At 70.2% G+C, this 22,279-nt stretch carries 28 protein-coding genes; 21 read left to right on the top strand and 7 right to left on the bottom strand.

The annotated features are described in order from the left end of the window. Positions 1-73: 73 nt before the first annotated feature. The 3 genes from EV671_RS27575 to EV671_RS22585 all read right to left on the bottom strand — a co-directional run bounded on the left by EV671_RS27575 (position 74) and on the right by EV671_RS22585 (position 1,303). Positions 74-511, bottom strand: a complete 438-nt coding sequence (locus tag EV671_RS27575; RefSeq protein WP_243655850.1) for a YecA family protein — start codon at positions 509-511, stop codon at positions 74-76. A 109-nt stretch (positions 512-620) separates the two neighbouring features. Further along, positions 621-845 (bottom strand): hypothetical protein, encoded by a 225-nt coding sequence (locus EV671_RS22590; RefSeq protein ID WP_132576073.1) that lies wholly within the window; start codon positions 843-845, stop codon positions 621-623. An 11-nt stretch (positions 846-856) separates the two neighbouring features. Further along, on the bottom strand, positions 857-1,303 hold the full coding sequence (locus EV671_RS22585) for a hypothetical protein (RefSeq protein WP_165917688.1): 447 nt from the start codon (positions 1,301-1,303) through the stop codon (positions 857-859). Between the two features lie 341 nt (positions 1,304-1,644). Here EV671_RS22585 and EV671_RS22580 point away from each other — a divergent pair, with 341 nt between their 5' ends. The 13 genes from EV671_RS22580 to EV671_RS22520 all read left to right on the top strand — a co-directional run bounded on the left by EV671_RS22580 (position 1,645) and on the right by EV671_RS22520 (position 11,703). Next, a complete protein-coding gene (locus EV671_RS22580; protein WP_132576069.1) occupies positions 1,645-2,007 on the top strand; it encodes a hypothetical protein in 363 nt (120 codons plus the stop codon). Between the two features lie 194 nt (positions 2,008-2,201). Continuing rightward, positions 2,202-2,414: a hypothetical protein gene (locus tag EV671_RS22575; RefSeq protein WP_132576067.1), complete on the top strand. Its 213-nt coding sequence runs from the start codon at positions 2,202-2,204 to the stop codon at positions 2,412-2,414. Between the two features lie 150 nt (positions 2,415-2,564). Beyond that, the gene (locus EV671_RS22570) at positions 2,565-2,744 is read left to right on the top strand and encodes a hypothetical protein (protein ID WP_132576065.1); all 180 of its coding nucleotides are present in this window, start codon (positions 2,565-2,567) and stop codon (positions 2,742-2,744) included. 179 nt (positions 2,745-2,923) lie between these two features. After that, positions 2,924-3,163 carry a hypothetical protein gene (locus EV671_RS22565; RefSeq protein ID WP_132576063.1) on the top strand — a complete coding sequence of 80 codons (240 nt, stop codon included), beginning with the start codon at positions 2,924-2,926 and terminating at the stop codon, positions 3,161-3,163. After that, complete coding sequence (locus EV671_RS22560) at positions 3,151-3,591, top strand: aspartyl protease family protein (RefSeq protein ID WP_132576061.1); 441 nt, start codon at positions 3,151-3,153, stop codon at positions 3,589-3,591. The genes EV671_RS22565 and EV671_RS22560 overlap by 13 nt, the downstream gene beginning before the upstream one ends. Positions 3,592-4,093: 502 nt before the next feature. Beyond that, positions 4,094-4,291, top strand: a complete 198-nt coding sequence (locus EV671_RS22555) for a hypothetical protein (RefSeq protein WP_132576059.1) — start codon at positions 4,094-4,096, stop codon at positions 4,289-4,291. After that, a complete protein-coding gene (locus EV671_RS27070) occupies positions 4,288-4,644 on the top strand; it encodes an HNH endonuclease (RefSeq protein ID WP_207911225.1) in 357 nt (118 codons plus the stop codon). Before EV671_RS22555 ends, EV671_RS27070 begins: the two co-directional genes overlap by 4 nt. Before the next feature lie 92 nt (positions 4,645-4,736). Further along, positions 4,737-5,321, top strand: a complete 585-nt coding sequence (locus EV671_RS22545) for a LysE family translocator (protein ID WP_132576057.1) — start codon at positions 4,737-4,739, stop codon at positions 5,319-5,321. Positions 5,322-5,324: 3 nt separating this feature from the next. Continuing rightward, positions 5,325-6,776 carry an aminotransferase-like domain-containing protein gene (locus EV671_RS22540; RefSeq protein ID WP_132576055.1) on the top strand — a complete coding sequence of 484 codons (1,452 nt, stop codon included), beginning with the start codon at positions 5,325-5,327 and terminating at the stop codon, positions 6,774-6,776. A gap of 69 nt (positions 6,777-6,845) precedes the next feature. Next, a complete protein-coding gene (locus EV671_RS22535; protein ID WP_132576053.1) occupies positions 6,846-8,903 on the top strand; it encodes an SPFH domain-containing protein in 2,058 nt (685 codons plus the stop codon). A 12-nt stretch (positions 8,904-8,915) separates the two neighbouring features. Beyond that, positions 8,916-10,196 carry a sensor histidine kinase gene (locus tag EV671_RS22530; protein WP_132576051.1) on the top strand — a complete coding sequence of 427 codons (1,281 nt, stop codon included), beginning with the start codon at positions 8,916-8,918 and terminating at the stop codon, positions 10,194-10,196. Continuing rightward, the gene (locus EV671_RS22525; protein ID WP_132576049.1) at positions 10,193-10,879 is read left to right on the top strand and encodes a response regulator; all 687 of its coding nucleotides are present in this window, start codon (positions 10,193-10,195) and stop codon (positions 10,877-10,879) included. The genes EV671_RS22530 and EV671_RS22525 overlap by 4 nt, the downstream gene beginning before the upstream one ends. 2 nt (positions 10,880-10,881) lie before the next feature. Next, the gene (locus EV671_RS22520; protein ID WP_132576047.1) at positions 10,882-11,703 is read left to right on the top strand and encodes an alpha/beta fold hydrolase; all 822 of its coding nucleotides are present in this window, start codon (positions 10,882-10,884) and stop codon (positions 11,701-11,703) included. Here the strand turns inward: EV671_RS22520 and EV671_RS22515 are convergent. Continuing rightward, positions 11,700-12,455 (bottom strand): type 1 glutamine amidotransferase domain-containing protein, encoded by a 756-nt coding sequence (locus tag EV671_RS22515; protein ID WP_132576045.1) that lies wholly within the window; start codon positions 12,453-12,455, stop codon positions 11,700-11,702. The genes EV671_RS22520 and EV671_RS22515 overlap by 4 nt on opposite strands. A gap of 90 nt (positions 12,456-12,545) precedes the next feature. Between EV671_RS22515 and EV671_RS22510 the strand changes: the two genes are divergently transcribed. From EV671_RS22510 to soxA, 6 genes are all read left to right on the top strand, one after another. Then, positions 12,546-13,052: a (2Fe-2S)-binding protein gene (locus tag EV671_RS22510; RefSeq protein ID WP_132576043.1), complete on the top strand. Its 507-nt coding sequence runs from the start codon at positions 12,546-12,548 to the stop codon at positions 13,050-13,052. Continuing rightward, positions 13,049-15,199 (top strand): xanthine dehydrogenase family protein molybdopterin-binding subunit, encoded by a 2,151-nt coding sequence (locus EV671_RS22505; protein ID WP_132576041.1) that lies wholly within the window; start codon positions 13,049-13,051, stop codon positions 15,197-15,199. Before EV671_RS22510 ends, EV671_RS22505 begins: the two co-directional genes overlap by 4 nt. After that, positions 15,199-15,573 carry a sulfur oxidation c-type cytochrome SoxX gene (gene soxX, locus EV671_RS22500; RefSeq protein WP_132576039.1) on the top strand — a complete coding sequence of 125 codons (375 nt, stop codon included), beginning with the start codon at positions 15,199-15,201 and terminating at the stop codon, positions 15,571-15,573. The genes EV671_RS22505 and soxX overlap by 1 nt, the downstream gene beginning before the upstream one ends. Beyond that, positions 15,570-15,980 (top strand): thiosulfate oxidation carrier protein SoxY, encoded by a 411-nt coding sequence (locus tag EV671_RS22495; RefSeq protein WP_132576037.1) that lies wholly within the window; start codon positions 15,570-15,572, stop codon positions 15,978-15,980. Before soxX ends, EV671_RS22495 begins: the two co-directional genes overlap by 4 nt. A 79-nt stretch (positions 15,981-16,059) precedes the next feature. Next, a complete protein-coding gene (locus EV671_RS22490; RefSeq protein ID WP_132576035.1) occupies positions 16,060-16,383 on the top strand; it encodes a thiosulfate oxidation carrier complex protein SoxZ in 324 nt (107 codons plus the stop codon). Then, the gene (gene soxA, locus EV671_RS22485) at positions 16,380-17,102 is read left to right on the top strand and encodes a sulfur oxidation c-type cytochrome SoxA (RefSeq protein ID WP_132576032.1); all 723 of its coding nucleotides are present in this window, start codon (positions 16,380-16,382) and stop codon (positions 17,100-17,102) included. The genes EV671_RS22490 and soxA overlap by 4 nt, the downstream gene beginning before the upstream one ends. 6 nt (positions 17,103-17,108) lie before the next feature. On the opposite strand, the gene EV671_RS22480 is transcribed toward soxA, so the two are convergent. Next, positions 17,109-17,801 carry a glutathione binding-like protein gene (locus EV671_RS22480; protein ID WP_132576030.1) on the bottom strand — a complete coding sequence of 231 codons (693 nt, stop codon included), beginning with the start codon at positions 17,799-17,801 and terminating at the stop codon, positions 17,109-17,111. Between the two features lie 58 nt (positions 17,802-17,859). On the opposite strand from EV671_RS22480, the gene EV671_RS22475 reads away from it, so the two are divergent. Next, complete coding sequence (locus EV671_RS22475) at positions 17,860-18,594, top strand: hypothetical protein (protein ID WP_132576028.1); 735 nt, start codon at positions 17,860-17,862, stop codon at positions 18,592-18,594. Here the strand turns inward: EV671_RS22475 and EV671_RS22470 are convergent. Continuing rightward, positions 18,591-19,664: a phosphotransferase gene (locus tag EV671_RS22470; protein WP_132576026.1), complete on the bottom strand. Its 1,074-nt coding sequence runs from the start codon at positions 19,662-19,664 to the stop codon at positions 18,591-18,593. The two genes, EV671_RS22475 and EV671_RS22470, sit on opposite strands and share 4 nt — an antisense overlap. 77 nt (positions 19,665-19,741) lie before the next feature. Next, positions 19,742-20,446 (bottom strand): Crp/Fnr family transcriptional regulator, encoded by a 705-nt coding sequence (locus tag EV671_RS22465; RefSeq protein ID WP_132576024.1) that lies wholly within the window; start codon positions 20,444-20,446, stop codon positions 19,742-19,744. A gap of 165 nt (positions 20,447-20,611) precedes the next feature. On the opposite strand from EV671_RS22465, the gene EV671_RS22460 reads away from it, so the two are divergent. Then, complete coding sequence (locus EV671_RS22460) at positions 20,612-22,279, top strand: type IV pilus assembly protein FimV (protein ID WP_132576022.1); 1,668 nt, start codon at positions 20,612-20,614, stop codon at positions 22,277-22,279.

Below are 22,279 nucleotides of genomic sequence, written 5' to 3'. Positions count from 1 at the left end.
CGTCCCGCGATGACCGCGGCAGCGTTCTCACGAACGCCCCCAACGTTCCTGGGACATCAAGCCCTGGCAAGCCTCAGACAGCGACGGTCATAACATGAGCCTTGAAATGTTCGTAGCTTCGAAAAGCCCAGGTGAGGATGCGATGGCGCGCCTCAGGTGGCTTGGCCACCTCGGCCATCCACCAGTCCTTGCCCAAGACGATCTTCGGGTAGTCGTTGAGAAAGTCGTGAAACGTCTTCCACTTCTTGGAGAAGTGGACCGTACCGCCTACGGCTACGACTCGGTGCTCGTGGAACTCAGACGAGATGATGGGCTTGCCAAGTCCTTGTTGCTCGCGACGCTGGAATTCTTCGGCCTCGCGGCGAGCAAGCATCGTCCGAAGTTCCTGATGCGCCCGCGGGCTGTTTAGCACGCGCAACGTGTCGAGGACGGCAATGTTGCCGTGACACTTCTTGAACTTGCGGCCGCTGCCGCAGGGGCATGGATCGTTGCGGCCAGGCTTGCTACTCATTTTCACGGGTCATTTGAATATTGCGGGCCGGAGCTGTCCCCCCCCCTAGTGGTCGAGGGGTTCGCCACCGAACGCCGCCACACGCCGGCGCTTCCGCGCTCGGCCTATCTCAGTGGCACTTGGTGAGAAGAAGGGAAAGAAGCGCAAGAGCAATCCCGACGCACCACTTCCACTCTGCGGCGAGGAAGCGCGCCGCAGCATGGATGGCCTGCGATGTCCAGTGCTGTTCGTGGTAGCCCCCGATGATGACGACTGGAGAGTCGGAGTCGTTCTCGTAAGGTACATATTTGCCATGCCACCAGCGATGGATGGCGGCGACGAGACGGTCGACCATGGCAGTTCCCCTCAGGATTCCGCCGCGGCGAGCGCAGGTTGGTGAAGCAGGGCGGCCTTCACCAGGTTGAGCACGAGTTGCAGCGCGTAGCTGGCGTAATCGACGTTGCCGGCTGGCTCGCACGTTATGTCTGTGCGCCCGTCTCGCTCCAGCGTGAAGCTCCCCAGCAGGGGGCTGCTCATATCCATTGGATGCCTCGTGAGCACAGCGAAAACGCGCCCTTTGATCTTCCCGTCATCAGCGAATGCGGTGAGCCTCAATTCGACCTCGTAGCCGTCGTACCTGATCCGGATGATGTCGCCGCCGTCGAGCGCCTCCACCGCGATACCTGGGATCGAGCAGTTGTGCTGACTCAACCAGCCGATGTTGGCGAGTAGCGAGGTGAAGGTCTGCTTCATCCCAGCTCGAGCTACGGCAAGCTCCCACACTGATTTTTCGGTCTGGTTCTGGATGTGCACGGTGTTCCCCCTTTATGCGCGCCGTCGTTCGGACAGATTGTCGCGCCGCCACACAAGACGTCATCCACGGTCTGCGCGCCGTAGCGTTACGTTCACGCATCTGCCGCCCGATGGCCGCGACGGGGAGCGCTTCCTGGAGGGGCGTCGTGGCGCGGGACTCGACCTGGGGCGAGTGGGAGGAAACGACCTTCGACGTGCGGCAGGTTCACGCGTGATGCCGTACAGTCACTTCGGGCTTCTGCCCCCTGCTTCACCTCCCTGAGCAGGCCTCGACGTAACAGCGAAGAGGGTTCAGCCCCGGCAGTGCGCCGGGGTTTCTTTTTGCGGCCATCGCGATCAACATGGTCAACCGTTCTGACGAGGCCGCCGGCACCGCTGCCGTCCTGCGCGTGGATGTGGAACTTGACGGCCAGCATTCAACGTACTGGGTCGGCAGCGCGGGCTTCGCCTACCCTGGCTCGGGGCCGGCGTCCGCGGCGGCCTTCTACCTGAACGCGGGACAGCTGCTTTCGGACCTGCGGAAGATCGACGCACTCGACTCCCCTACGGAAGGAACGTTAATCGACCGGGTGAGCCGGATCGGGCAGATGGTCGCCGCAGAGCCAGGCCTGGAGGCAGCTATCGGCTTCCACAACCATAGCGGCGAGACCGGACTCGTCACGATCATCTGCGCTGGCCTGCGTAGGCCGCCCGAACCAAAGTGAAGTGGGGGGGCTGGAAGGCGGTGCTGCAGATCATCAACGAGATGACGGCGCAGCTGAAGAAGGACGCGGGGTGGGCTCAGTGAGGGCCGGGCGTGCCTGAGCGAGCGCCGACGTCTCACCAAACTGCACGACGCACCCTGGCAGGTTGGGGCGTTAGAGTCGCGGCGCCGCGATTCGCGGGACAGGGAGAGAACATGAAAATCGAACGTCTGCGCGGCCGTCTCGACGACGGCACCGAGGTAGTAGTGGTCAAGACCACGATGCCGAAGCCGGGTTACCCTGGCATGTATGACATCCCAAGCTTTGCGCTCGAAACTGGTGAGTCGCTGACCCAAGCTCCTGGCGATGCCGACCTGACGTGTTTTGTCGCGTACCGACCGCGCCGGAATATCACCATCGTCCGGTAGAGCGAGGGGCATCAGAAGGCGCGGCACCGCCGGCGCCGATGTAGTCCTCAAATCTGTCGGTGGATCGGCGCCGATCGATCGCCTAGCCCTCATTGCAGGCCAGAATCAACTTCGCGCGCCCGGCGCCACCGGGCACAAAGGGAGAACCAGATGGCCATGGATGAAGGAAGCGCTGTGATTGCCGCCGACGCGCTGCTTGCGAAATTGATTCAGCATCAGCCCGGGCTGTTCGAGATCAAGAGCAACCATTCGTCAACCGGCAAGGACCTCGGTGATGCCATCGCCTCCCTTCGCCTCAGGCTGATCGACATGTACAAGACGCAGCCCTGACGCGGCCGGAACGCGGCGCGCGATTCACAACGCGCCCCGGCGGCTCCGGCCCTCATCCATGGGGAGCCGTGACAGATGCACACCGGAATCTGCGATTCCGGCCCTTTTCGTCGTATAAGCTCAGGCTGTCCAGAGCGAGCATTGCTTGCCACTGGATGGAGCCACCAACGAGGAAGATCATGACCAAGCTTCAGCTCGAGATCGAGACGTACAACCGTCTCCTTCCCTCCCTGCTGACGCAGGTGGGGAAGTTCGCCCTGATCAAGGGCGACACCCTCGTCGAGACGTTTGATTCCTATGGCGATGCGCTCAAGCGCGGGTACACCGATTTCAAGCTTGAACCTTTCCTTGTCAAGCAGATCGCTCCGGCTGAGCAGGTCGCCTACTTCACCCGTGACCTGCGCACATGCCCAGTCTGACGCTGGGGACAGGCCCTGCCGGGCCGCTGATTAACGTACTGATAGGTCCGAGCGTCCCTCTCCAGGGTGCAATGCTGGCGGCTGGACAAACAGCGCCAAAGCCTGTCAGTGGAACGTTTCTGGTCGACACAGGAGCCTCGCACACCGTCGCCGACACGCGGTTGATTTCTCAGCTGGGACTGAACCCGACGGGCACCGTCATGATCCACACACCGTCAACTGGCGCGCAAGCGGTTCCGATGTATCAGTACGACCTCATGCTGTTCGTGCCAGGGCATCAGCAGGGCGGCTGGTTGATTGATGCGCTCGCCGTCACCGAAAGCTCGTTCGCGGGCCAGCAGATTGACGGCTTGATCGGTCGCGATGTCATCGATCGTGGGCTGCTGGTCTACAACGGCCAGGCGGGGCACTTCACGCTCTGCTACTAGGGTTGAGCCTTCCGAGGCACTGCCTTGTAGTTCAATGGGTAGAACGGCTTCTCGCTGGGAGCTTGGCGAGGCCTGCCTTGATCTGAACCGTGGGCATCAGCCTGGCATCAGGGAATGGGCACCACTTGCTAGGCGGGGGAACAAATGGGGGAACGGACGCTCACCTGGCTGCGGCAGAGCTAGCATCCATGCGGCCTAGCGGGCAGTGTTCGACATCCTCCGGGCTCGATGCGGCGCTGTCCTACGCCGGCCGCCTTGGCGCGGCACTAATCTTCTCTTGCCTGCTTCTCTCCCTCCCTGGGCAGGTGCCCCGGCGCGATGCGCCTGCGGCGTTTGCAACCCCGGCCCCGCGCCGGGGTTCTTTTTGGCGCGTCGGCCATCCCTCTTTGGAGGGAGGGATGGGGGATGCCTGGTCGTGCATCCCCCACTGCCTGCCCCCTAAGAGCGATATTCCTCACGTGGCCGCGCGCCGAGACTGCCTGCATCGACACCGGAGCCCGTCATGCAGCCTCAACTTCGCGCCTTCGCCCAGGATTCGCTTCATCAGATCCGCGACACGATGCGGCGCGTGAAGGGGCTGCACGAGGCCGCTTCGCGGAGCACGGCGTCGGTCAGGGTTTCCGGCAGCGTCGAGCAGCCCAAGCCCGATGCCGTGGCCTGGGAGGACACCGAGATCGACGTTCGCCGGGTGGTGCTGTGAAGGCCCCTTCGGCCGCCGCCGCGGCGACCACGCTGGCCCTGGCCGCCGCGGTCTTCCTCGTGCTGGCCGCGCCTTCGGACGCGCGCCCGCGCCGCTCGCTGGCCGCCGTGGCCGAGTTCCGGCAGCTGTCTCCCTGCCCGGTCACCGGCAAGCCCGCCGGTGCCTGCCCAGGCTATGTCGTGGACTATGTCGTGCCGCCCTGCGCGGAGGGCGAGAACTCGCCGGACAACCTGAGATGGCTGACCCTGACCCAGGCCAGGGACAACGGCAACTGGGAGCGTGAGTACTGCCGCTTCCACCGCGCCCGGTTGCGCGCCGAGTCGGCGCTGCCGCTGTACGCATCCGCGCGCTGACACAGCGCGCTGCGCGCCGCGAGGCGCTGTAGCTTCACGGCCCGACGGCCGGACGTTGCAATGCCGGCATCGCCCACCCGCCGATGCCCCGCATGAACGAGTTGCTGCCCTTCCTGACCTATTGCGCGCTGATGTCCGGCACGCCCGGCCCGAACAACATGATGCTGGTCGCCAGCGGCGCCCACCACGGCTACCGGCGCACGCTGCCCGCCATCCTCGGCATGGTGTGCGGCGTCGCGACGCTGACCTTCGTCATGTGCATGGGCCTGGGGGCGCTCTTCATTGCCTGGCCGGCGCTGCATGCGGCCCTCAAGCTCGCCGGCACGCTCTACATGCTGGTGCTGGCCTGGCGGCTCGTCGGCCAGCCCGTCGCGATGGACCGGCCGCCCCAGACCCTGGGCTTCGTGCAGGCCGCGCTCTTCCAGGCCGTGAACCCCAAGAGCTGGCTGCGCGCCGTGACGGTCGCGTCGGTCTTCATGCCGGCCGGGCTGAGCCTGCCCGCCGCTGCGCTGCTCGTCAGCCTGGCCGGAGCCCTGGTCGGCTTCCCCTGCATCTCGGGCTGGGCCCTGTTCGGCAGCTGGATCGGCCGACTGCTGTCCAACCCGGGCCGGCGCCGCGCGTTCAATGCCATCATGGCCGCCTCCCTGGCCCTGCTGGCCGTGATGCTGATGCGCTGACCGATGTTCTCGCTGGATCGTGACTCCTCCACCCCACTGGCCGACCAGATCGAGCAGCGCCTGCGCGCGCTGATCGGCTGCGCCCAACTGCCGCCGGGGGCGCGGCTGAACTCCATCCGCCAGCTCGCTGGGCAACTCGGCGTCAGTCCCAACACCGTCGTCATCGCCTACGACCGCCTTGTGGCCGCCGGCCTGATCGACTCGCGCGGCACGGCCGGCTTCTTCGTCGCCGACGGGCCGGCCGATGCGATGCCCGACGCGGTGCGCGTGGAGGCGGGCGAGGAGCAGGAGGCCGTCTGGCTGGCCCAGCAGGCCAACGATCAGCGCGCCGGCGTGCTGCTGGCCAGCAGCGGCGCGTTGCCGGCCACCTGGCTGGAGGACGCCGTGCCCGCCGCGGCCGTGCAGCGCGGCCTGGCGCGGGCGCCCGCGGGCATGGCCTCGCGCTGCCCGCCGCAGGGGCTGCCGGAGCTGCGCGAGCGCATCGCGACGCTGCTGCGCGGGCAGGGCATTGCGGTGGACGCGAGCCGCGTGCTGACGACCTATGGCGGCACCCAGGCCATCGACCTGATCTGCCGCGCGCTGCTGCGCCCGGGCGACACGGTGGCGGTGGAGACGCCGGGCTACTTCCTGCTGTTCGACCGCCTGCGCCAGGCCGGCGTCAACATCCTGCCGGTGCCGCGCCGCCCCGACGGCATCGACCTCGATGCCCTCGACGAGGCCTGCACGCGCCACCGGCCGCGCCTGCTCTTCATCCAGAGCGTGCTGCACAACCCCACCGGCTGGGGCAGCACGGCGGCCAACCTCCACCGCGTGCTGATGCTGGCGCAACGCCACGGCTTCCTGATCGCCGAGGACGATGTGCAGGGCCACTTCCACCCCGGCACGCCGACGCGCCTGGCCCAGCTCTCGGGGCTGGACGGCGTTATCTACTACTCGAGCTTCTGCAAGGCCATGAGCCCCTCGCTGCGCCTAGGCTATATGGCCGCTGAGCCGGGCCTGGTGAAGGCGCTGATGCGCGAGAAGATCGTCTCGGTGCTGACGACGGCGGCGCTCAACGAGTTCGTGCTGCTGGAGGCGCTGTCGGCCGGGCGCTGGCGCAAGCACCTGGACCGACTGCAGCAGCGCCTGGCCGCGGCCCGCGTGGCCGCCACGCGCCAGCTGCGCCAGGCCGGCGTGCTGCTGGAGCACCCGGGCGAGGGCGGCCTCTTCTTGTGGGGCGCGCTGCCGGCGGGCGTGGATGTGGATGGCGTCGTGAAGGAGGCTTTCCGCCGTGGCATCCTGCTGGTGCGCGGTGCCACCTTCGCGGCCGACGGTGCGCCCGACCCGCATATCCGCTTCAACGCGGCCTTCAGCCAGCAGCCGCGGCTGGCGCAGTATCTGCAGGAGCAGCTGAGCGTGGCGACGAGCGCGCGCCTGGCGCTGGAGCGCGCGCGCAGTCCTCAGCCGGCGCGCTGAGCGCGCTTCCTTATGCGGCGCTAACGCCGCTGCCGCGAGAGTGGAGGCCTCTCCACGACAAAGCTCCGTATGGACGCCCTGTTCACCCTGTTCACCTACCCCTGGCTGGCCACGCTGACCGTGGCCCTGCTGCTCGCGCTGGTCTTCTACCGGCGCACGCTGCGCCTGTTCGGCTTCGTCATCGTGCCCGACGACTCCATCGGCACGGTCACGAAGAAGTTCGTGCTGTTCGGCCGCCACAAGGAACTGCCGCCCGGCCGCATCGTGGCCCTCTACGGCGAGGCCGGCCTGCAGGCCGACACGCTGGCCCCCGGCCTGCATGTAGGCCTGTGGCCTTGGCAGTACCAGGTCGAGCTCGTCAAGTTCACCGTCGTGCCCGATGACGCCATCGGCATCATTGAGGCCTGCGACGGCCTGCCCCTGCCCGACGGCCGCGTGCTGGCCCGCCATGTCGACTGCGACAACTTCCAGGACGCCCGCGCCTTCCTGGCCGCCGGCGAGCGCGGCCTGCAGATGAGCGTCGTGCCGCCCGGTGCCTGGCGCGTCAACACCCTGCTGTTCACCGTGCGCCTGGAGCGCATGACCGTCATCGAGCCCGGCAAGATCGGCATCGTCGAGGCCCGCGATGGCCGCCCGCTGGCCGGTGGCCGCGTCATCGGTCGCGCCGTGGCCTGCGACAGCTTCCAGGACGCCCGCGCCTTCATGGACGGCGGCGGCGAGCGCGGTCCGCAGATGAGCGTCATCCCCCAGGGCAAGTACCGCGTCAACCCCGGCCTGTTCCGCGTCACCCAGGTGCAGGTAACCGACGTGCCCGACAACAAGGTCGGCATCGTGACGACGCGCGAAGGTGCCTCCCTCACGACCGGCGAGATCGCCGGCCCCGAGGTGCCGGGCCACAACCTGTTCCAGGAGCCGCAGGCCTTCGTCGATGCCGGCGGCACCAAGGGCCTGCAGGAGCAGGTGCTGCTGGCCGGCCGCTACTTCATCAACCCGATGTTCGCCACCGTCGAGATCATCGACATGACCGAGGTGCCCATTGCGTCGGTCGGTGTCGTCGTCGCCTTCGTCGGCCGCCCCGGCGTGGACGTGACGGGCGAGGGCTTCCGCCATGCCAACATGGTCCGCAAGGGCGAGAAGGGCGTGTGGGTGGATGTGCTGGACCCCGGCAAGTACGCGATCAACACCTACACCCACAAGGTGCGTGTCGTGCCCACGGCCAACGTCGTGCTGAATTGGGCCACCGGCAAGACCGAGGCGCACAAGCTCGACGCCAACCTGTCCACCATCACCGTGCGCTCGGCCGACGGCTTCACCTTCAACCTGGACGTGAGCCAGATCATCCACATCCCGCGCAACGACGCGCCCAAGGTCATCGCCCGCTTCGGCAGCATGGAGGCCCTGGTCACGCAGGTGCTGGAGCCCACCATCGGCAACTACTTCCGCAACGCGGCGCAGAACTCGGACGTCATCGACTTCCTGAAGAAGCGCAGCGAGCGCCAGGCCGATGCCAAGGCCGCCATCGCTGCGGCGCTGAAGGCCTACGACGTCGGCGCCGTCGAGACGCTGATCGGCGACATCGTGCCGCCGGCCGAGCTGATGAAGACGCTGACCGACCGCAAGCTGGCCGAGCAGGAGAAGGTCACGTTCACGACGCAGATGGAAGCCCAGGGCGTGCGCCAGCAGCTCGAGCAGGCCACGGCCCTGGCGCGTACCCAGGCCCAGGTGGTGGACGCCGAGCGCAAGGTGGCGATCGCCGAGTTCAGCGCCCAGGCCGCGGTGAAGACGGCCGACGGCGCGGCGCGCTCCAAGAAGATCACGGCCGAGGCTGACGCCGAAGTCACGCGCGTGACCGGCCAGGCCGAGGCGGGCCGTACGCTCGCCATCGGCGAGGCCGAGGCCGAGGTCATCCGCCAGAAGATCGGCTCGATGGAGTCGGGCAACTACGCCATCGTGCAGGTCGCCCAGGCGCTGGCCGGCGCGGGTGTGCAACTGGTGCCCGAGGTGCTGGTCGGTGGCGGCCAGGGAGCAGGGCAGGGCGGCACGCTGGTGGACGTGCTGCTGGCCGGCCTCGTGAAGGACCGCCTGGCCAGGCCGGAGCAGCCGCGCGTCGAAGCGGAGGCCACCTAAACTGCCTTGCCCATGCCTCGCTCCCTCATCCAGTTCCTGCCCTGGATCGCCACCGCCTCGCTGCTGGCGCTGGCCTGGGCCGGCTGGAAGCTGCGCCGCGCCTGGGAGGGCCTGCGCGCGGCGCAGCGGGCCGCCCGGCTGGAGCGGGCCCTGCGCGAGTTCGGCGACCTGATGCGCGACGCCGACCGACCCGAGGCCCATGCCCACGAGCTGTTGCGCGACCTGTCGGCCCTGGCCGGCCTGCCGGTGGCCGCGCTGCTGCGGCCGGCGTCCGGCGCGCAGGACGTCGTCCTCGGCGAGCCCGATGCCAACGCGCTCGCCGGCCTGCAGCTCTGCGCCGACTGCGGCCGGGCACTCGGCCCCGGCACGGCCCACCATGCCGGCGAGCCGGACCTCTACCTGCCGCTGCGCGGTCGGGACGAGGCGCTGGGCGCCGTCACGCTGCGTGGCCTGGGCACCCAGGCCTTGGCCGCCGACCAGCTCGCCCACGCCCAGGCCCTGTGCGACCAGATGGGCCTGGCCCTGCAGCGCCGCCGCGTGCAGGACGAGGCGCGCCGGGCCGGCGAACTGGCCGACATCCAGTCCACCCGCAATGCGCTGCTGGCCGCCATCTCGCACGACTACCGCACGCCGCTGGCCACCATCATGGGCTCGGCCTCGGCGCTGCAGACCCAGGGCGAACGGCTGAACCCCGCCCAGCGCCAGGAGCTGGCCGGCCGCATCATCGACGAGACCACCCGCCTAGTGCGCCTGACCGACAACACGCTGCAGCTCGCGCGCCTGGGCGCCCCGGGCGTGACGCTGCGCTGCGACTGGGAGTCGGCCGAGGAGATCGTCGGCGCGGCGCTGCGCCGCGTGCGCCGCCGCCCCGACGGCGAGCGCGTGAAGGCACGCGTGGCGGGCGGCCTGCCGCTGTTGTGGTGTGATGCGGCCCTGATGTCGCAGCTGCTCGACAACCTCATCGACAACGCGCTGAAATACAGCCCGCGCGAGGCCGCGGTCGAGCTGCTCGTGCGCCGCGCCGGCGACGAGGTGCTGCTGGCCGTGCGCGACCGCGGCCCCGGCATCGCCGCGGCCTGGCGCGAGCGCGTCTTCGATGCCTTCCAGCGCGGCGACCTCGCCGGCTTTGCGCAGCGCCCGCCCGGCGCGGGCGTCGGCCTGGCCGTCTGCCGCGCGATTGCCGAGGTTCATCAGGGGGCCTTAAGCCTGCGCCCGCGCGGCCATGGCGGCTGCAGCTTCGAGATGCGCCTGCCGCTGCGCGCGGCGCCGGCGCTGCCAGAGGTGGCCGCATGAGACTTCTGCTTGTCGAAGACGACCGCGAGCTGCGCGTGACGCTGCGCGAAGCCCTGGCCGTCGAGGGCTACGAGGTGCTGACTGCGGCCAGCCTGGCCGACGCGATGGCCCAGCTCGCCCATGCCGGCAACCTCGACGCCGTGCTGCTGGACCTCGGCCTGCCCGATGGCGACGGCGAGGAGCTGCTGCAGGCGCTGCGCCGCGAGCGCTCCACGCCGCTGATCGTCATCTCGGCCCGCCAGGTCGAGGGCCAGAAGATCCGCCTGCTCGACGCCGGCGCCGACGACTACCTTGTCAAGCCCTTCGGCATCGGCGAGCTGCTGGCGCGGCTGCGCGTGGCGCTGCGCCACCGCGGCACGGTGGCCCAGCCGGCCGTCACCATGTACCGCCGCGCCGGCCTGGAGGTGGACCTCACGGCCCATCGCGTGCGTCGCGACGGCGCGGACGTGCATCTGACGCCCACCGAATTCAAGCTGCTGGCCCGCCTCGTGCGCCAGGCCGGTCAGGTCGTCACCCACCGCCGCCTGCTGGCCGATGTCTGGGGCGCCGACGCGACCGAGCAGACCCATTACCTGCGCCTCTACATGGCCCAGCTGCGCAGCAAGCTCGAGGCCGAGCCGGCCGAGCCCTGCGTGCTGCTGACCGAGCCGGGCGTGGGCTACCGCATTGCCGAACCGGGCTGAGCATGCGGATCACCCATTGGATTGCCGTCGATGGCGCCGAGCTGGCTGTCGAGTTCCGTCCACACGACGACGGCCGCGTGCCACTGGTCTTCCTGCATGCCGGCATCACCGACGGCCGGCTGTGGGATGGCGTGATGGCCGCCGCGGCCGGGCGGCGCTCGGCGCTGCGCCTGGACCGTCGCGGCTTTGGCCAGACGCGCATCGCAGCCGCCACGCCGCATGCGATGGTGGCCGACCTGCTCGCCGTGCTGGACGCGCTGGCGCTGTCGCGCGTGGAGCTGGTCGGCTGCTCCCAGGGCGGGCGCCTGGCCATCGATTTCGCGCTGGCCCAGCCCGGGCGGGTCGCCGGCCTGACGCTGGTGGCGCCGGCCGTGACCGGGGCACCCTCGCCCCAGCTCGATGCCCGGGTGCAGGCCCTGGCCGATGCCATCGACGCGGCAGAGCAGGCCCGAGAGATTGACGAGATCAACCGGCTCGAGGCGCGGCTCTGGCTGGACGGCCCGGCCCAGCCCGAGGGCCGCGTCGGTGGTGTGGCGCGCGAACTTTTCCTAGCCATGAACGGCATCGCGCTGCGTTCGCCGCCGGCCGGCGAGCTGATCGACGCTTCGCCGGCCTGGCCGCGGCTGGAGGCCTTGCCTGGGCCGGTGCGCCTGGTCTGGGGCGACCTGGACCTGCCCCACCTCGTGGACCGTTGCCGGCAGATGGCGGCGTGCATCCCCGGCGTGCGTTGCTGGACCATGCAGGGCGTGGCCCACCTGCCTGCGCTGGAGGCGCCCGAGGCCTTCAACGCCGTGCTGCGCGAGGCGGGGCTGCTGGACGGCTAATCGTTCTCGTCCAGCATCTGCGCAAACGCCAGCGCGAAGGCGTGCGCATCGCCGGGCCAGCGCGCGCTGACGTAGTGGCCATCGCGCAGCGCAAAGCCACGGCCCGGGCGCTGCGCGGTGTCTCGCAACAGGGCAGGGGGGCCGACGTCGAAATCCCCGGGGTGAGCCAGCGCCGTAGCGACCTCGGTCTGTAGCGGTGTGGGGTAGGTGCGGTAGTAGCGGCCCAGCCAGGCGGCCGTCATCAGCCAGGCCGTCATCTCCAGCTGTCGGGTCAGGCCCGTCGTGCGCCGGCCGTGCAGCACGGAGCGGCCGTCGACGCGAAGTGAGCGCGCCGCCAGCAGCACGCCATGGCAGATCGCCCCGACCGGCTTGTCGGCGGCGAACTGCGCCGCGACCAGGGCCTGCAGTTCGGTCGATTCGAGGTAGACCTTCATGCCCGGCGCATGGCCGCCCGGCAGTAGCAGCGCGTCGAAGTCGGTCGCTTGGAGCTCGGCATAGCGCCGCGGGTGCTGGAACTCGGCGGTTGCGGTCATGGCCATATGGGCCTCGACGGCCGGTGCGGCGGCACGCAGCAGCGGCGCCCACAGGCCCAGGTCCCGGCCATCGAGCATGCGCGGGTCAACCTGGGCGGGGCGGCCATCGGGTGTCGCGAAGCGGATGCCGTGGCCGCGTTCGCTCAGCAGCTGCCAGGGGATGGCGGTCTCGCTGGGGTCATAGCCTTCGGCGGGCAGGGGCATGAGGATGCGGGCCATGAATTCATCTTAGGTCGCCCTGGCAGGCCGCCGCAGCCCCTGCTAGGCTGTCCGCGCCCGCCATCGGTGGCGGTGAAGGGGAGGGCAGGCATGGCGGAGCTGACGGTCAACGGCAAGCGGATGCAGTTCGAGGCGGAAGCCGAGACCCCGCTGCTCTGGGTGCTGCGCGAGCAGCTGGGCCTCACGGGCACCAAATACGGCTGCGGCGTCGCGCAGTGCGGCGCCTGCACCGTGCACATCGACGGCGCGCCGGTGCGCAGTTGCGTGATGCCGGCCTCGGCGCTGACGCCGGCGCAGAAGATCACGACCATCGAGGGTCTGGCGCCAGATCCCAAACACCCGGCCTCGCATCCGCTTCAGAAGGCCTGGGATGCGCTGGACGTGCCGCAGTGCGGCTTCTGCCAGAGCGGCATGCTGATGGCCGCCGCGGCGCTGCTGAAGGCCAAGCCCCGGCCGACCGATGCTGACATCGACGCGGCCATGACCAACATCTGCCGCTGCGGCACCTACAACCGCGTGCGTGCCGCCATCCACCTCGCCGCCGGCCAGCTGCAGCGCCGGCAGATTCCCATCGTCATCGAAGGGGGCCCGTCATGAGCGCGGTGCTGAATCGGCGCGGCTTCCTGCATGCGACCTCGGCTGCTGCGGGCGGCCTGATGGTGGGCTTCCATGTGCCCGGCCTCGCGCAGGGCGGCGACACGCCCGAGCTGAATGCATGGGTGCAGGTGCTGCCGGACGAGACCACCGTCATCCGCATCGCACGCTCGGAGATGGGCCAGGGCACGCTGACCGGCCTGGCCCAGCTCGTCGCCGAGGAACTGGAGTGCGACTGGAGCAAGGTGCGCACCGAGTACCCGACGCCCGGCCAGAACCTCGCGCGCAACCGCCCCTGGGGCAGCATGAGCACGGGTGGCAGCCGCGGCGTGCGCGACTCGCATGAATACGTCCGCAAGGGCGGGGCGCTGGCGCGGGCACTGCTGATCCAGGCCGCGGCCAACCGCTGGGATGTGGCGGTCGTCGAATGCACGACGGCGGCCGGCTGGGTGCATCACGTGGGCAAGCGTCTGAGCTATGGCCAGCTTGCGGCCGAGGCCGCCAAGCTCGCATCGCCGGCCGACATCCAGCTCAAGCCCGTCGCCGACTGGAAGATCGCCGGCCGGCCGATGAAGCGGCTGGACACGGCGGCCAAGCTGGACGGCTCGCAGGTCTATGGCATGGACCTGAAGCTGCCCGGCATGTTGAATGCGGCCATCAAGGACTGCCCGGTTTTCGGCGGCAGGCTCAGGAGCTTCGACGCGGCGGCCATCGCCGGCCGGCCCGGCGTGAAGAAGGTGGTGCAGGTGGGCGACACGGCCGTGGCCGTCGTGGCCGACACCTGGTGGCGCGCCAAGACCGCACTGGAGGCCCTGCCCATCGTCTGGGACGAGGGCCCGAACGCGAAGCTGTCGAGCGCGGACGTCGCCGCGATGCTGAAGGCCGGCCTGGATGCGAACGATGCCGCCACCGGCAGCAGCCAGGGCGACGTGGCGGCCGCGCTGGCCGGCGCGGCGCAGAAGGTCGAGGCCGTCTACAGCGCGCCGCACCAGAACCACGCCACGATGGAGGTGATGAACGCGACGGCCAAGTGGACAGCCGAGCGCTGCGAGGTCTGGACGCCGACGCAGAACGGCGAGGGCGCGCTGGCCGCCGCGGCGGAGGCGGCGGGCCTGCCGCCGTCGGCCTGCGAGGTCTACAAGCTGCACCTGGGCGGCGGCTTCGGCCGGCGCGGCGCGGTGCACGACTGGGTGCGCCAGGCGGTGCTGATCGCCAGGGAGCTGCCCGGCACACCCGTCAAGCTGATCTGGAGCCGCGAGGAGGACATGACCCACGGCCGCTACCACCCGGTCACGCAGTGCAAGCTGACCGCGGGCCTGGACGCGGCGGGCAAGCTGACGGCGCTGCATATGCGCATCTCGGGCCAGAGCATCATCGCGGGCCTGTTCCCGCAGAACATCAAGGACGGCCGGGACCCGGTCGTCTTCCAGGGCCTGAACGCGGGCGGCGCCGAGGGCGCGCTGGGCTATGCGGTGCCCAGCCTGCTGATCGACCACGCAATGCGCAACCCGCCGGTGCCGCCGGGCTTCTGGCGCGGCGTGAACCTGAACCAGAACGCGATCTATCTGGAGTGCTTCATCGACGAGGTGGCCCAGGCCGCCCAGCGCGACCCGCTGGAGCTGCGCCGCGAGCTGCTGGCCAACTCGCCCAAGCACCTGGCCGTGCTGAACGCGGTCGCGGCCAGGGCCGGCTGGGGCAAGCCGCGCGCCAAGGGCAGGCATCTCGGCCTGGCGCAGATCATGGGCTTCGGCAGCTATGTGGCGGCCTGCGCGGAGGTGTCGGTGAGCAAGCAGGGCGAGCTGAAGGTCCACCGCATCGTCGCCGCCACCGACCCCGGCCACGCGGTCAACCCGCAGCAGATCGCCGCCCAGGTCGAGGGCAGCTTCGTCTACGGCCTGTCGGCCGCGCTGTTCGGCGAGATCACGCTGAAGGATGGGCGCGTCGAGCAGCAGAACTTCGACAGCTATCCGGTCATGAAGATGGCGCAGATGCCGGCCGTCGAGGCCATCGTCATGCCTTCGGGCGGCTTCTGGGGCGGCGTCGGCGAGCCCACCATCGCCGTGGCCGCGCCGGCCGTGCTGAACGCGATCTTCGCGGCGACCGGCAAGCGCATCCGCGACCTGCCGCTGCGCAAGCACAGCCTGGCGTGATGCGTGCGCTGCTGGCCCTGCTGTTGACGGCCGGCGCGCACGCGCAAGTCGGCGATGCCGAGCGCGGCCGGGCGCTGCTGGCCGACCGCACGCAGAGCCTGTGCCTGCTCTGCCATGCACTGACCGCGGCGGGCGATGCCAACCAGGGCAATCTTGCGCCGCCGCTGGACGGCCTGGCTGCGCGCCTGAGCCCGCCGGAACTGCGCGAGCGCATCGCCGACATGCGGCGCTTCAATCCGGCCACCGTGATGCCACCGTTCCGCTCTACCGAGGGCCTGCGCGACGTGGCGCCCGCGTGGGCGGGCCGGGCGGCGCTGAGCGCGCAGCAGCTCGACGACCTCGTGGCCTACCTCGGCACGCAGGGGCGGCCATGAGACGGCGCGAGTTCGCCGTCGCGGCGGCCGTGCTGGCGGGCCTGCCCGAGGCGCGGGCCAGCGACGAGGCGATGCGCGCCGCCATCCGCGGCTGGGCCGGCCGCGACCCCGAGGCCGGCCCGCTGAAGATCGACATCGCCGAGCTGGTCGAGAACGGCAACGCCGTGCCGGTGCGCGTCGCCGCGGGCCAGCCGGTCGTCGGCCTGGCGCTGTTCACGCCGCTGAATCCCGAGCCCGAGGTCGTGCATGTCGCCTTGGGCGCGGATGCGCCGAAGCCCGAGTTCGGCACCCGCATGCGGCTGGCGCGCAGCCAGCGCATCGTGGCGGTGGCGCGGGCGGCCGACGGCCGCTGCTGGCAGGCCGGCGTCGACGTCATCGTCACGCTGGCCGCCTGCGTGGAACCTTGAAGATGAAGCCCCCACGCTCGCTTCGCTCACTGCCCCCCAAGGGGGCTTCAGCGCCCTTGGGGCGGCCCGGCGGGCGCTGATGGCGACCCGCGCCGTCATTACGCTGCCAGCAGCCATCCAGGCCGGCGTTGCCTTCGAGGTCCGCGCGACGGTGGCTCATGCGATGGAGACCGGCTACCGCGCCGGTGACGATGGCAGCCGCCTGCCGCGCGACCTGGTGCGCCGCTTCGAGTGCCGGCTCGACGGCGAGCTGGTCTTCGCGGCCGACCTGTACGCGGCCGTCTCGGCCAATCCCTATCTCGCGTTCTGGCTGCGCGTGGGCAAGGCCGGCGAGCTGAGCTTCGCCTGGTTCGGCGACCGGGGCTTCGAGCACCGCGAGACGCGGGCCTTGAGCGTCGCATGAGAGCCTGGCTGCTGCTGGTTGTCGCACTCGCGGCCCAGGCCGACGAGCGCCGTTCGGGCCGCGACACGATGAGCCCGGCATTGCGCACGCTGCAGGCCGACGAGGCCCAGCATCCAGCCGAGCTCGCGCTGGCCCTGGGTCGCGAGCTGTGGGCCCAGGGCGCCAGGTCCTGCGCCAGCTGCCATGGCGAGCCTGCGACGCTGCGCGGCGCGGCCACGCGCTACCCGGTCTTCGACCAGGGGCTGATCGACCTGCCTGGCCGCATCCAGCGCTGCCGCGTGCAGCACCAGCGGCGGCCGGCCTGGGCACCCGAGGCCGAGCCGCTGCTGGCGCTGGCGGCCCTGGTCGCACGGCAGTCGCGCGGCCTGCCGCTGCAGCCGCCGCAGGGCGCCGAGCTCGACGCCGTCGCGGCGCAGGGCCAGCGCCTCTTCACGACCCGTGTCGGCGCCCTCAACCTGGCCTGCGCGCAATGCCATGACGAACGCGCGGGCCAGCGCCTGGGCGGTAGCCTGATCCCGCAGGCCCATGTCGACGACTACCCGGTCTACCGGCTCGAGTGGCAGGCCGTGGGCAGCCTGCAGCGCCGCCTGCGCGGCTGCCTGGCCGGCGTGCGCGCCCGCGTGTGGGACTGGGACGGCGCCGAGCTGCTGGCGCTGGAGGTCTACCTGGCGCGCCGCTCCGCGGGCATGACCATGCAGCCGCCCGGCGTCAGGCCTTGACGACGTTCAGCGCTGCTCGAGCTGGCGCCTGCCGAACAGCGCCTCGCGCGCCTTGTCGTCCGTCAGCGGCTTGCGCGCGCCGGCCAGCACCTCCAGCCCGCGCTGCACGGCGGGGCGCTTGGCGATCTCGTCGAACCAGCCCTTCAGATGCGGGTAGTCGGCCATCTCCACGCCCTGGTTCTTCCAGGAACGCAGCCAGGGGAAGACGGCGATGTCGGCGATGCTGTAGTCGCGCCCGCCGATATAGGTCGAGTGGGCCAGGCGCTTGTTGATGACGTTGTAGAGCCGCCGCGCCTCGTTGCTGTAGCGCTCGATGGCATAGGGCAGCTTGTCGGGCGCGTAGATGCGGAAGTGGTGGGCCTGGCCGAGCATGGGGCCGACGCCGCCCATCTGGAACATCAGCCACTGCAGCACCTCGTATTTGCCGCGCACGTCGGCGGGCAGCAGCCTGCCCGTCTTGCCCGCGAGGTAGAGCAGGATGGCGCCACTCTCGAACAGCGAGATGGGTTGGCCGTCGGGGCCTTCGGGGTCGGTGATGGCCGGGATTTTGTTGTTGGGGCTGATGGCGAGAAAGGCCGGCGCGAACTGGTCGCCGGCGCCGATGTCCACGGGATGCACCCGGTACGCGAGGCCGCACTCCTCCAGCATGATGTGCACCTTGTGCCCGTTGGGGGTGGGCCATGAATACACTTCGATCATCGTCGCCTCCGTGCGGTGCGCTTCAACTAGGCCCCATTCTCAGACTTCCTCACGACTCATGGTGGTAAAGCAAGTCAAGCACTGGTTCGTGACGCGCGCCAACGCCGCACGCTGGCGCCCGATCATGGATTGGGCGGCGTCGCGCGACGCCGAGTTCACGCAGTCGCGCGATGGCCTGGGCTTCCTGATCGAGCAGCCCAAGGCCCAGCCCGGCGCGCTGCGCATCGAGTGGGGCGTGTCCCAGCGCAGCTACCTGCCCGGCACCGAGCTGCGCATGCGCTGCGAGATGGGTCTGCACCCCGACCTGCAGTTGATGGTGCTGTGCCGCACGCTGATGGAGGATCTCGAGCGCGCCGTGTTCGAGGCCTATACCGACACGCTCAAGACCCGGGTCGACACCGACACGCCCGAGGAGATGCGCTGGCTGGTGATGTTTCCCAAGTTCAACAACGCCAGCTCGCAGATCATCCGCCAGCGCTATGGCCTGGTCGGCGTCACCAAGGAGCTGACGCGCGACTGGGTGGAGGGCGAGTTGGGCGAGGCCCTGACCCAGGCCAGCCAGGATCTGCTGCCCGAGGGCCATCCCTTCGTGCTGATGTGCATGCGCGGCAACCTCTATCTGCGCACCGAGATGGCCGACGCCGACCTGCCCAGGCTGCAGGCCTTCGTGCGCCTGCTGGACGCCGCGGCCCGCGCGGCACTGCGCGTGAATGGCCGCTTGTCCGAGGCCGGCGCCTGGCCGACGACGACGTCCGTCGCCTGGACGCATTCGACGCGGCCCGGCGACGCCTAAGCCTTCTGCGCGAAGCTCCAGGCCATCTGCGACAGCGGCTTGGCCGTGGCCGCCGTCTCCCTGGCCTGGGCGCTGGAGGCCGTGCCGTCCACGACACGCTTGGCGATGCCCTGCACGATGGCCGCGATGCGGAACATGTTGTAGGCCATGTAGAAGTTCCAGTCGGCCATGACGGCATCGACATCGGCGCGGCCCGTGCGCTCGCAGTAGCGCTGCACATACTCGCGCTCGCTCGGGATGCCCAGGGCCAGCAGGTCCTTGCCGCCCAGGCCGCGCGCGGCGCCCGAGGTCTGGATGTGCCAGCTCATGCAGTGGTAGCTGAAGTCCGCGAGCGGATGGCCGAGGGTGGACAGCTCCCAGTCCAGCACGGCGATGATGCGCGGTTCGCTGGGGTGGAAGACGACGTTGTCCATGCGGTAGTCGCCGTGCACGATGGACACCTCGCCCGCGTCGCGCGCCGAGGCCGGGATGTGGTCCGGCAGCCAGGCCAGCAGCGCGTCCATCGCCGGGTTGGGTTCGGTGACCGAGGCCAGGTATTGCTTGCTCCAGCGGCCGATCTGGCGCTCGAAGTAGTTGCCGGGCTTGCCATAGGCCTCCAGCCCGCGAGCCTTGAAGTCGACCTGGTGCAGGGCCGCGATGACGCGGTTCATCTCGTCGTAGTGGGCGGCGCGCTCGGCATTGCCCATGCCGGGCAGGCTCTGGTCCCACAGCACGCGGCCGGGCATGAAGGACATGACGTAGAAGGCGCGGCCGATGACCGATTCGTCGTCGCACAGCGCGTACATCGTCGGCACGGGCACGGCGGTGCCGGCCAGCGCGCCCATGACCTGGAACTCGCGCTCGATGGCATGGGCCGAAGGCAGCAGCTTGGCCACCGGGGCCGGCTTGCTGCGCATCACGTACTGGGCGCCCGGCGTATTCAGCAGATAGGTGGGGTTGGACTGGCCGCCCTTGAACTGCTCGATGGCGAGCGGGCCCCTGAAGCCGGCAACGTGAGCGCCGAGCCAGGCTTCGAGCGCGGCCGTGTCGAGGGCCTGGGCGAGGGGACGGGTGCCGGTGAATGCTTCCATGGATGTCGGTTCTGTAGGGCGCGAACTTTCCATTGTGGGAGGCGGGGGGCGGCGGGCGTGTCTCCTCGGCGGCAGTCTCAGCGCGAAGCCGCGGCGAGCAGCTTCTCTCGGCTCAGCACCACCAAGCGGGTCGGCTCGACGCGCACGGCGCCCTCGCGCTCGAAGGACTTGAGCTCCTGGTTGACGCGCTGGCGCGACGCACCGAGCAGCTGGGCCAGGTCTTCCTGCGCGAGCTGCAGGCCGATGCGGACCTCGTCGCCTTCCTGCACGCCGTAGGAGCGCGCCAGCAGCAGCACCTGCTTGGCCAGGCGCGCGGCCAGGGGGCGGGTGTTGAGATCCTCAATCATGTCGAACATCAGCCGCAGCCGGCGGCAGTTCAGCCGCAGCAGCGCGTCGTAGAGCTCGGAGTGGGCCTGCAGCAGTGCGCGGAAATCGGCCCTGCGCACACACAGCAGCGTGGTGTCGCCGTGGGCATAGGCGTCGTGGGTGCGGGGCAGGCCGTCGAAGAGGGCGATGTCGCCGAACCAGGTGCCGGGCTCGACATAGGTCAGGGAGATCTGCTTGCCGGCCAGCGACACCGAACTGACGCGCACGGCGCCCTTGGCGACCGCGATCCATTCCTCGGCCGGCTCGCCGCGGTGCGAGAGCATGGTCTCGTCGGGCAGGCGGCGCACATAGGCGCGCTGCAGGATGTCGTGGCGCAGCGGCTCGGACAAGCGCGAGAAGAAGGCGCCCTGATCGATCTGCTGGCGTTCGGCGGGGGTAAGGCTGATTGGGTTCATGTCTGGCGAAACATTGTGCCGCTGTGGGCCGGTCCGTCGCTGTGTAAGCACATGTTAGAGTCGCCCGCGCTGTTTCCTCCTTCGTTCAACCACATCGCCAGCCACCTGCAGTCAATGCCCCTCACGGCCTTGCGCCCGACGTTGCTGGGTGCTCTCACCCCCGCCTTGGCACTGCTGCTCGGCCTGGCGCCTCATGGCGCCGAGGCCCTGGGACTGGGCCGGCCGTTGGTCCACTCCGCACTCGGCAGGCCGCTGGATGCCAGCATTCCGGTGACCCTCGCCGATGGCGAGCAGTTGAGCGACAGCTGCCTGCGTGCTGAGGTCAGCGCCGGCGACGCGCGCGTGCCGGCCGGCCTGCTGCAGCTGCGCCTCGAGGGCGAGCCCGGACAGCGGCGCGTGCGGCTGCAAAGCATCGTGCCCATCGAGGAGCCGGCGCTGCACGTCACGCTGGCCCTGGGCTGCCCGCTGCGGCTGACGCGCGAGTTCAACGTCTTCGTCGATCCACCAACCGATGCCAGCGCGCCGCCACCGCCACCCGCGCCCGCTCCGCCGCCGCCTCAGCTTGCCGCAGTGGAGCCGGCACGGCCTGCGCTGCTGCAGGTGCAGCCCGCCGCGCCGCGGCATCGGCCCCATGCCCACGCCAAGCCGCGCGCCACTGGCCCGCGCCTGGTGCTTGAGCGACCCGAGGTGCTGGCCAGCCAGGCGACGCCGCAGGCTGCCCCGGCCAGCGCGCCCGAGACGGAGCTGACGCCCGAGCTGGAGGCCCAGATCAGCCAGCTCGAACAGACCGTGGCACAACTGCGCGCCGAGCTGGAGGCGCGCCAGGCCCAGGCCGCTTCAGCCGCGCTTGCCGCGCCGCCGGCCTCGGACACCGCGGCTGCGCCGCCCGCTGCGGCCGCGCCCGTGCATACCTCGGCTTACCGGGACCCGCTGACCTGGCTGATGACGCTGGCGCTGAGCCTGCTGGCCGGCTCGGCGGCCTTCTATGGCAGCCGCTGGCTGGACCAGCGCGCCCGCCGCGAGAGCGCCTACTGGCGCTCGCTGCAGGCCGCCGCCGAGGGGGCGGCACCGCCGCCCGCGCCGCCGGCCGCGCATGCCACCGGCGTGGCGCCGCCGGTCGAGGCGGGCGCCGCGGCCCTGCTGCCCGACGAGAGCCAGCATGCCGCCACACGGCCTCAGCCCCGGCCGATGGCCTGGCCACCACCGCAGTTGGCTCCTTTTGCGCCGGCCGTCGTGCCGGCATCGCCCACGCCGTCCGAGCTGGCCATGATGGCGACCCAGCCGATGCCGGTGCGGGCCGCCGTGGTGCAGTCGTCGCCCGATCTGAACCTGGGCGACGAATTGCTGGACCTGCAGCAGCAGGTCGACTTCCTGCTGCTGCTCGGCCAGCACGAGGCCGCGGCCGACCTGCTGACCGGCCACCTGACGCACGGCAGCAGAAGCGCCATGCCCTATCTGATGCTGATGGAGCTCTGCCAGCAGCGCGGCGAGCCCGAGGTGTTCGCCGAGCTCGCGAAGCAGTTCGAGCAGCATTTCCGCGCGCTGGCGCCGAGCTGGTCGCAGAGCCTCGCGCGCGGGCGCAGCCTGGACGGCTGCCCCAGCGTCATCGCGCACCTGCAGGTGGTCTGGGCCGAGCCCGGCGCCGCGGTGCAGATGCTGCAGACCCTGCTCGCCAATGGTTGCGGGCCGGGCGTGGCGAGCCTCGAGCTGCCGTCCTACCGCGACCTGCTGATGCTTTACGGCGTGGCCCGGGACCTGTTCGAGGCCGGCCTGCGCAGCGACGACGTGGACGTGATGCTGCCGATCGATTCCAGGTTCGGCGAGAGCGCCTGA

Source organism: Roseateles saccharophilus (genome assembly GCF_004342485.1).
Lineage (GTDB): Bacteria > Pseudomonadota > Gammaproteobacteria > Burkholderiales > Burkholderiaceae_C > Pelomonas > Pelomonas saccharophila.
This window is presented reverse-complemented; position numbering and strand designations above follow the sequence as displayed.

Coding starts and splice junctions, on each gene's coding strand:
- EV671_RS27575 (WP_243655850.1), bottom strand. CDS start 511: ATGAGTAGCAAGCCTGGCCGCAACGATCCATGCCCCTGCGGCAGCGGC.
- EV671_RS22590 (WP_132576073.1), bottom strand. CDS start 845: ATGGTCGACCGTCTCGTCGCCGCCATCCATCGCTGGTGGCATGGCAAA.
- EV671_RS22580 (WP_132576069.1), top strand. CDS start 1,645: ATGGTCAACCGTTCTGACGAGGCCGCCGGCACCGCTGCCGTCCTGCGC.
- EV671_RS22575 (WP_132576067.1), top strand. CDS start 2,202: ATGAAAATCGAACGTCTGCGCGGCCGTCTCGACGACGGCACCGAGGTA.
- EV671_RS22570 (WP_132576065.1), top strand. CDS start 2,565: ATGGCCATGGATGAAGGAAGCGCTGTGATTGCCGCCGACGCGCTGCTT.
- EV671_RS22565 (WP_132576063.1), top strand. CDS start 2,924: ATGACCAAGCTTCAGCTCGAGATCGAGACGTACAACCGTCTCCTTCCC.
- EV671_RS22560 (WP_132576061.1), top strand. CDS start 3,151: ATGCCCAGTCTGACGCTGGGGACAGGCCCTGCCGGGCCGCTGATTAAC.
- EV671_RS22555 (WP_132576059.1), top strand. CDS start 4,094: ATGCAGCCTCAACTTCGCGCCTTCGCCCAGGATTCGCTTCATCAGATC.
- EV671_RS22545 (WP_132576057.1), top strand. CDS start 4,737: ATGAACGAGTTGCTGCCCTTCCTGACCTATTGCGCGCTGATGTCCGGC.
- EV671_RS22540 (WP_132576055.1), top strand. CDS start 5,325: ATGTTCTCGCTGGATCGTGACTCCTCCACCCCACTGGCCGACCAGATC.
- EV671_RS22535 (WP_132576053.1), top strand. CDS start 6,846: ATGGACGCCCTGTTCACCCTGTTCACCTACCCCTGGCTGGCCACGCTG.
- EV671_RS22530 (WP_132576051.1), top strand. CDS start 8,916: ATGCCTCGCTCCCTCATCCAGTTCCTGCCCTGGATCGCCACCGCCTCG.
- EV671_RS22525 (WP_132576049.1), top strand. CDS start 10,193: ATGAGACTTCTGCTTGTCGAAGACGACCGCGAGCTGCGCGTGACGCTG.
- EV671_RS22520 (WP_132576047.1), top strand. CDS start 10,882: ATGCGGATCACCCATTGGATTGCCGTCGATGGCGCCGAGCTGGCTGTC.
- EV671_RS22515 (WP_132576045.1), bottom strand. CDS start 12,455: ATGGCCCGCATCCTCATGCCCCTGCCCGCCGAAGGCTATGACCCCAGC.
- EV671_RS22510 (WP_132576043.1), top strand. CDS start 12,546: ATGGCGGAGCTGACGGTCAACGGCAAGCGGATGCAGTTCGAGGCGGAA.
- EV671_RS22505 (WP_132576041.1), top strand. CDS start 13,049: ATGAGCGCGGTGCTGAATCGGCGCGGCTTCCTGCATGCGACCTCGGCT.
- soxX (WP_132576039.1), top strand. CDS start 15,199: ATGCGTGCGCTGCTGGCCCTGCTGTTGACGGCCGGCGCGCACGCGCAA.
- EV671_RS22495 (WP_132576037.1), top strand. CDS start 15,570: ATGAGACGGCGCGAGTTCGCCGTCGCGGCGGCCGTGCTGGCGGGCCTG.
- EV671_RS22490 (WP_132576035.1), top strand. CDS start 16,060: ATGGCGACCCGCGCCGTCATTACGCTGCCAGCAGCCATCCAGGCCGGC.
- soxA (WP_132576032.1), top strand. CDS start 16,380: ATGAGAGCCTGGCTGCTGCTGGTTGTCGCACTCGCGGCCCAGGCCGAC.
- EV671_RS22480 (WP_132576030.1), bottom strand. CDS start 17,801: ATGATCGAAGTGTATTCATGGCCCACCCCCAACGGGCACAAGGTGCAC.
- EV671_RS22475 (WP_132576028.1), top strand. CDS start 17,860: ATGGTGGTAAAGCAAGTCAAGCACTGGTTCGTGACGCGCGCCAACGCC.
- EV671_RS22470 (WP_132576026.1), bottom strand. CDS start 19,664: ATGGAAGCATTCACCGGCACCCGTCCCCTCGCCCAGGCCCTCGACACG.
- EV671_RS22465 (WP_132576024.1), bottom strand. CDS start 20,446: ATGAACCCAATCAGCCTTACCCCCGCCGAACGCCAGCAGATCGATCAG.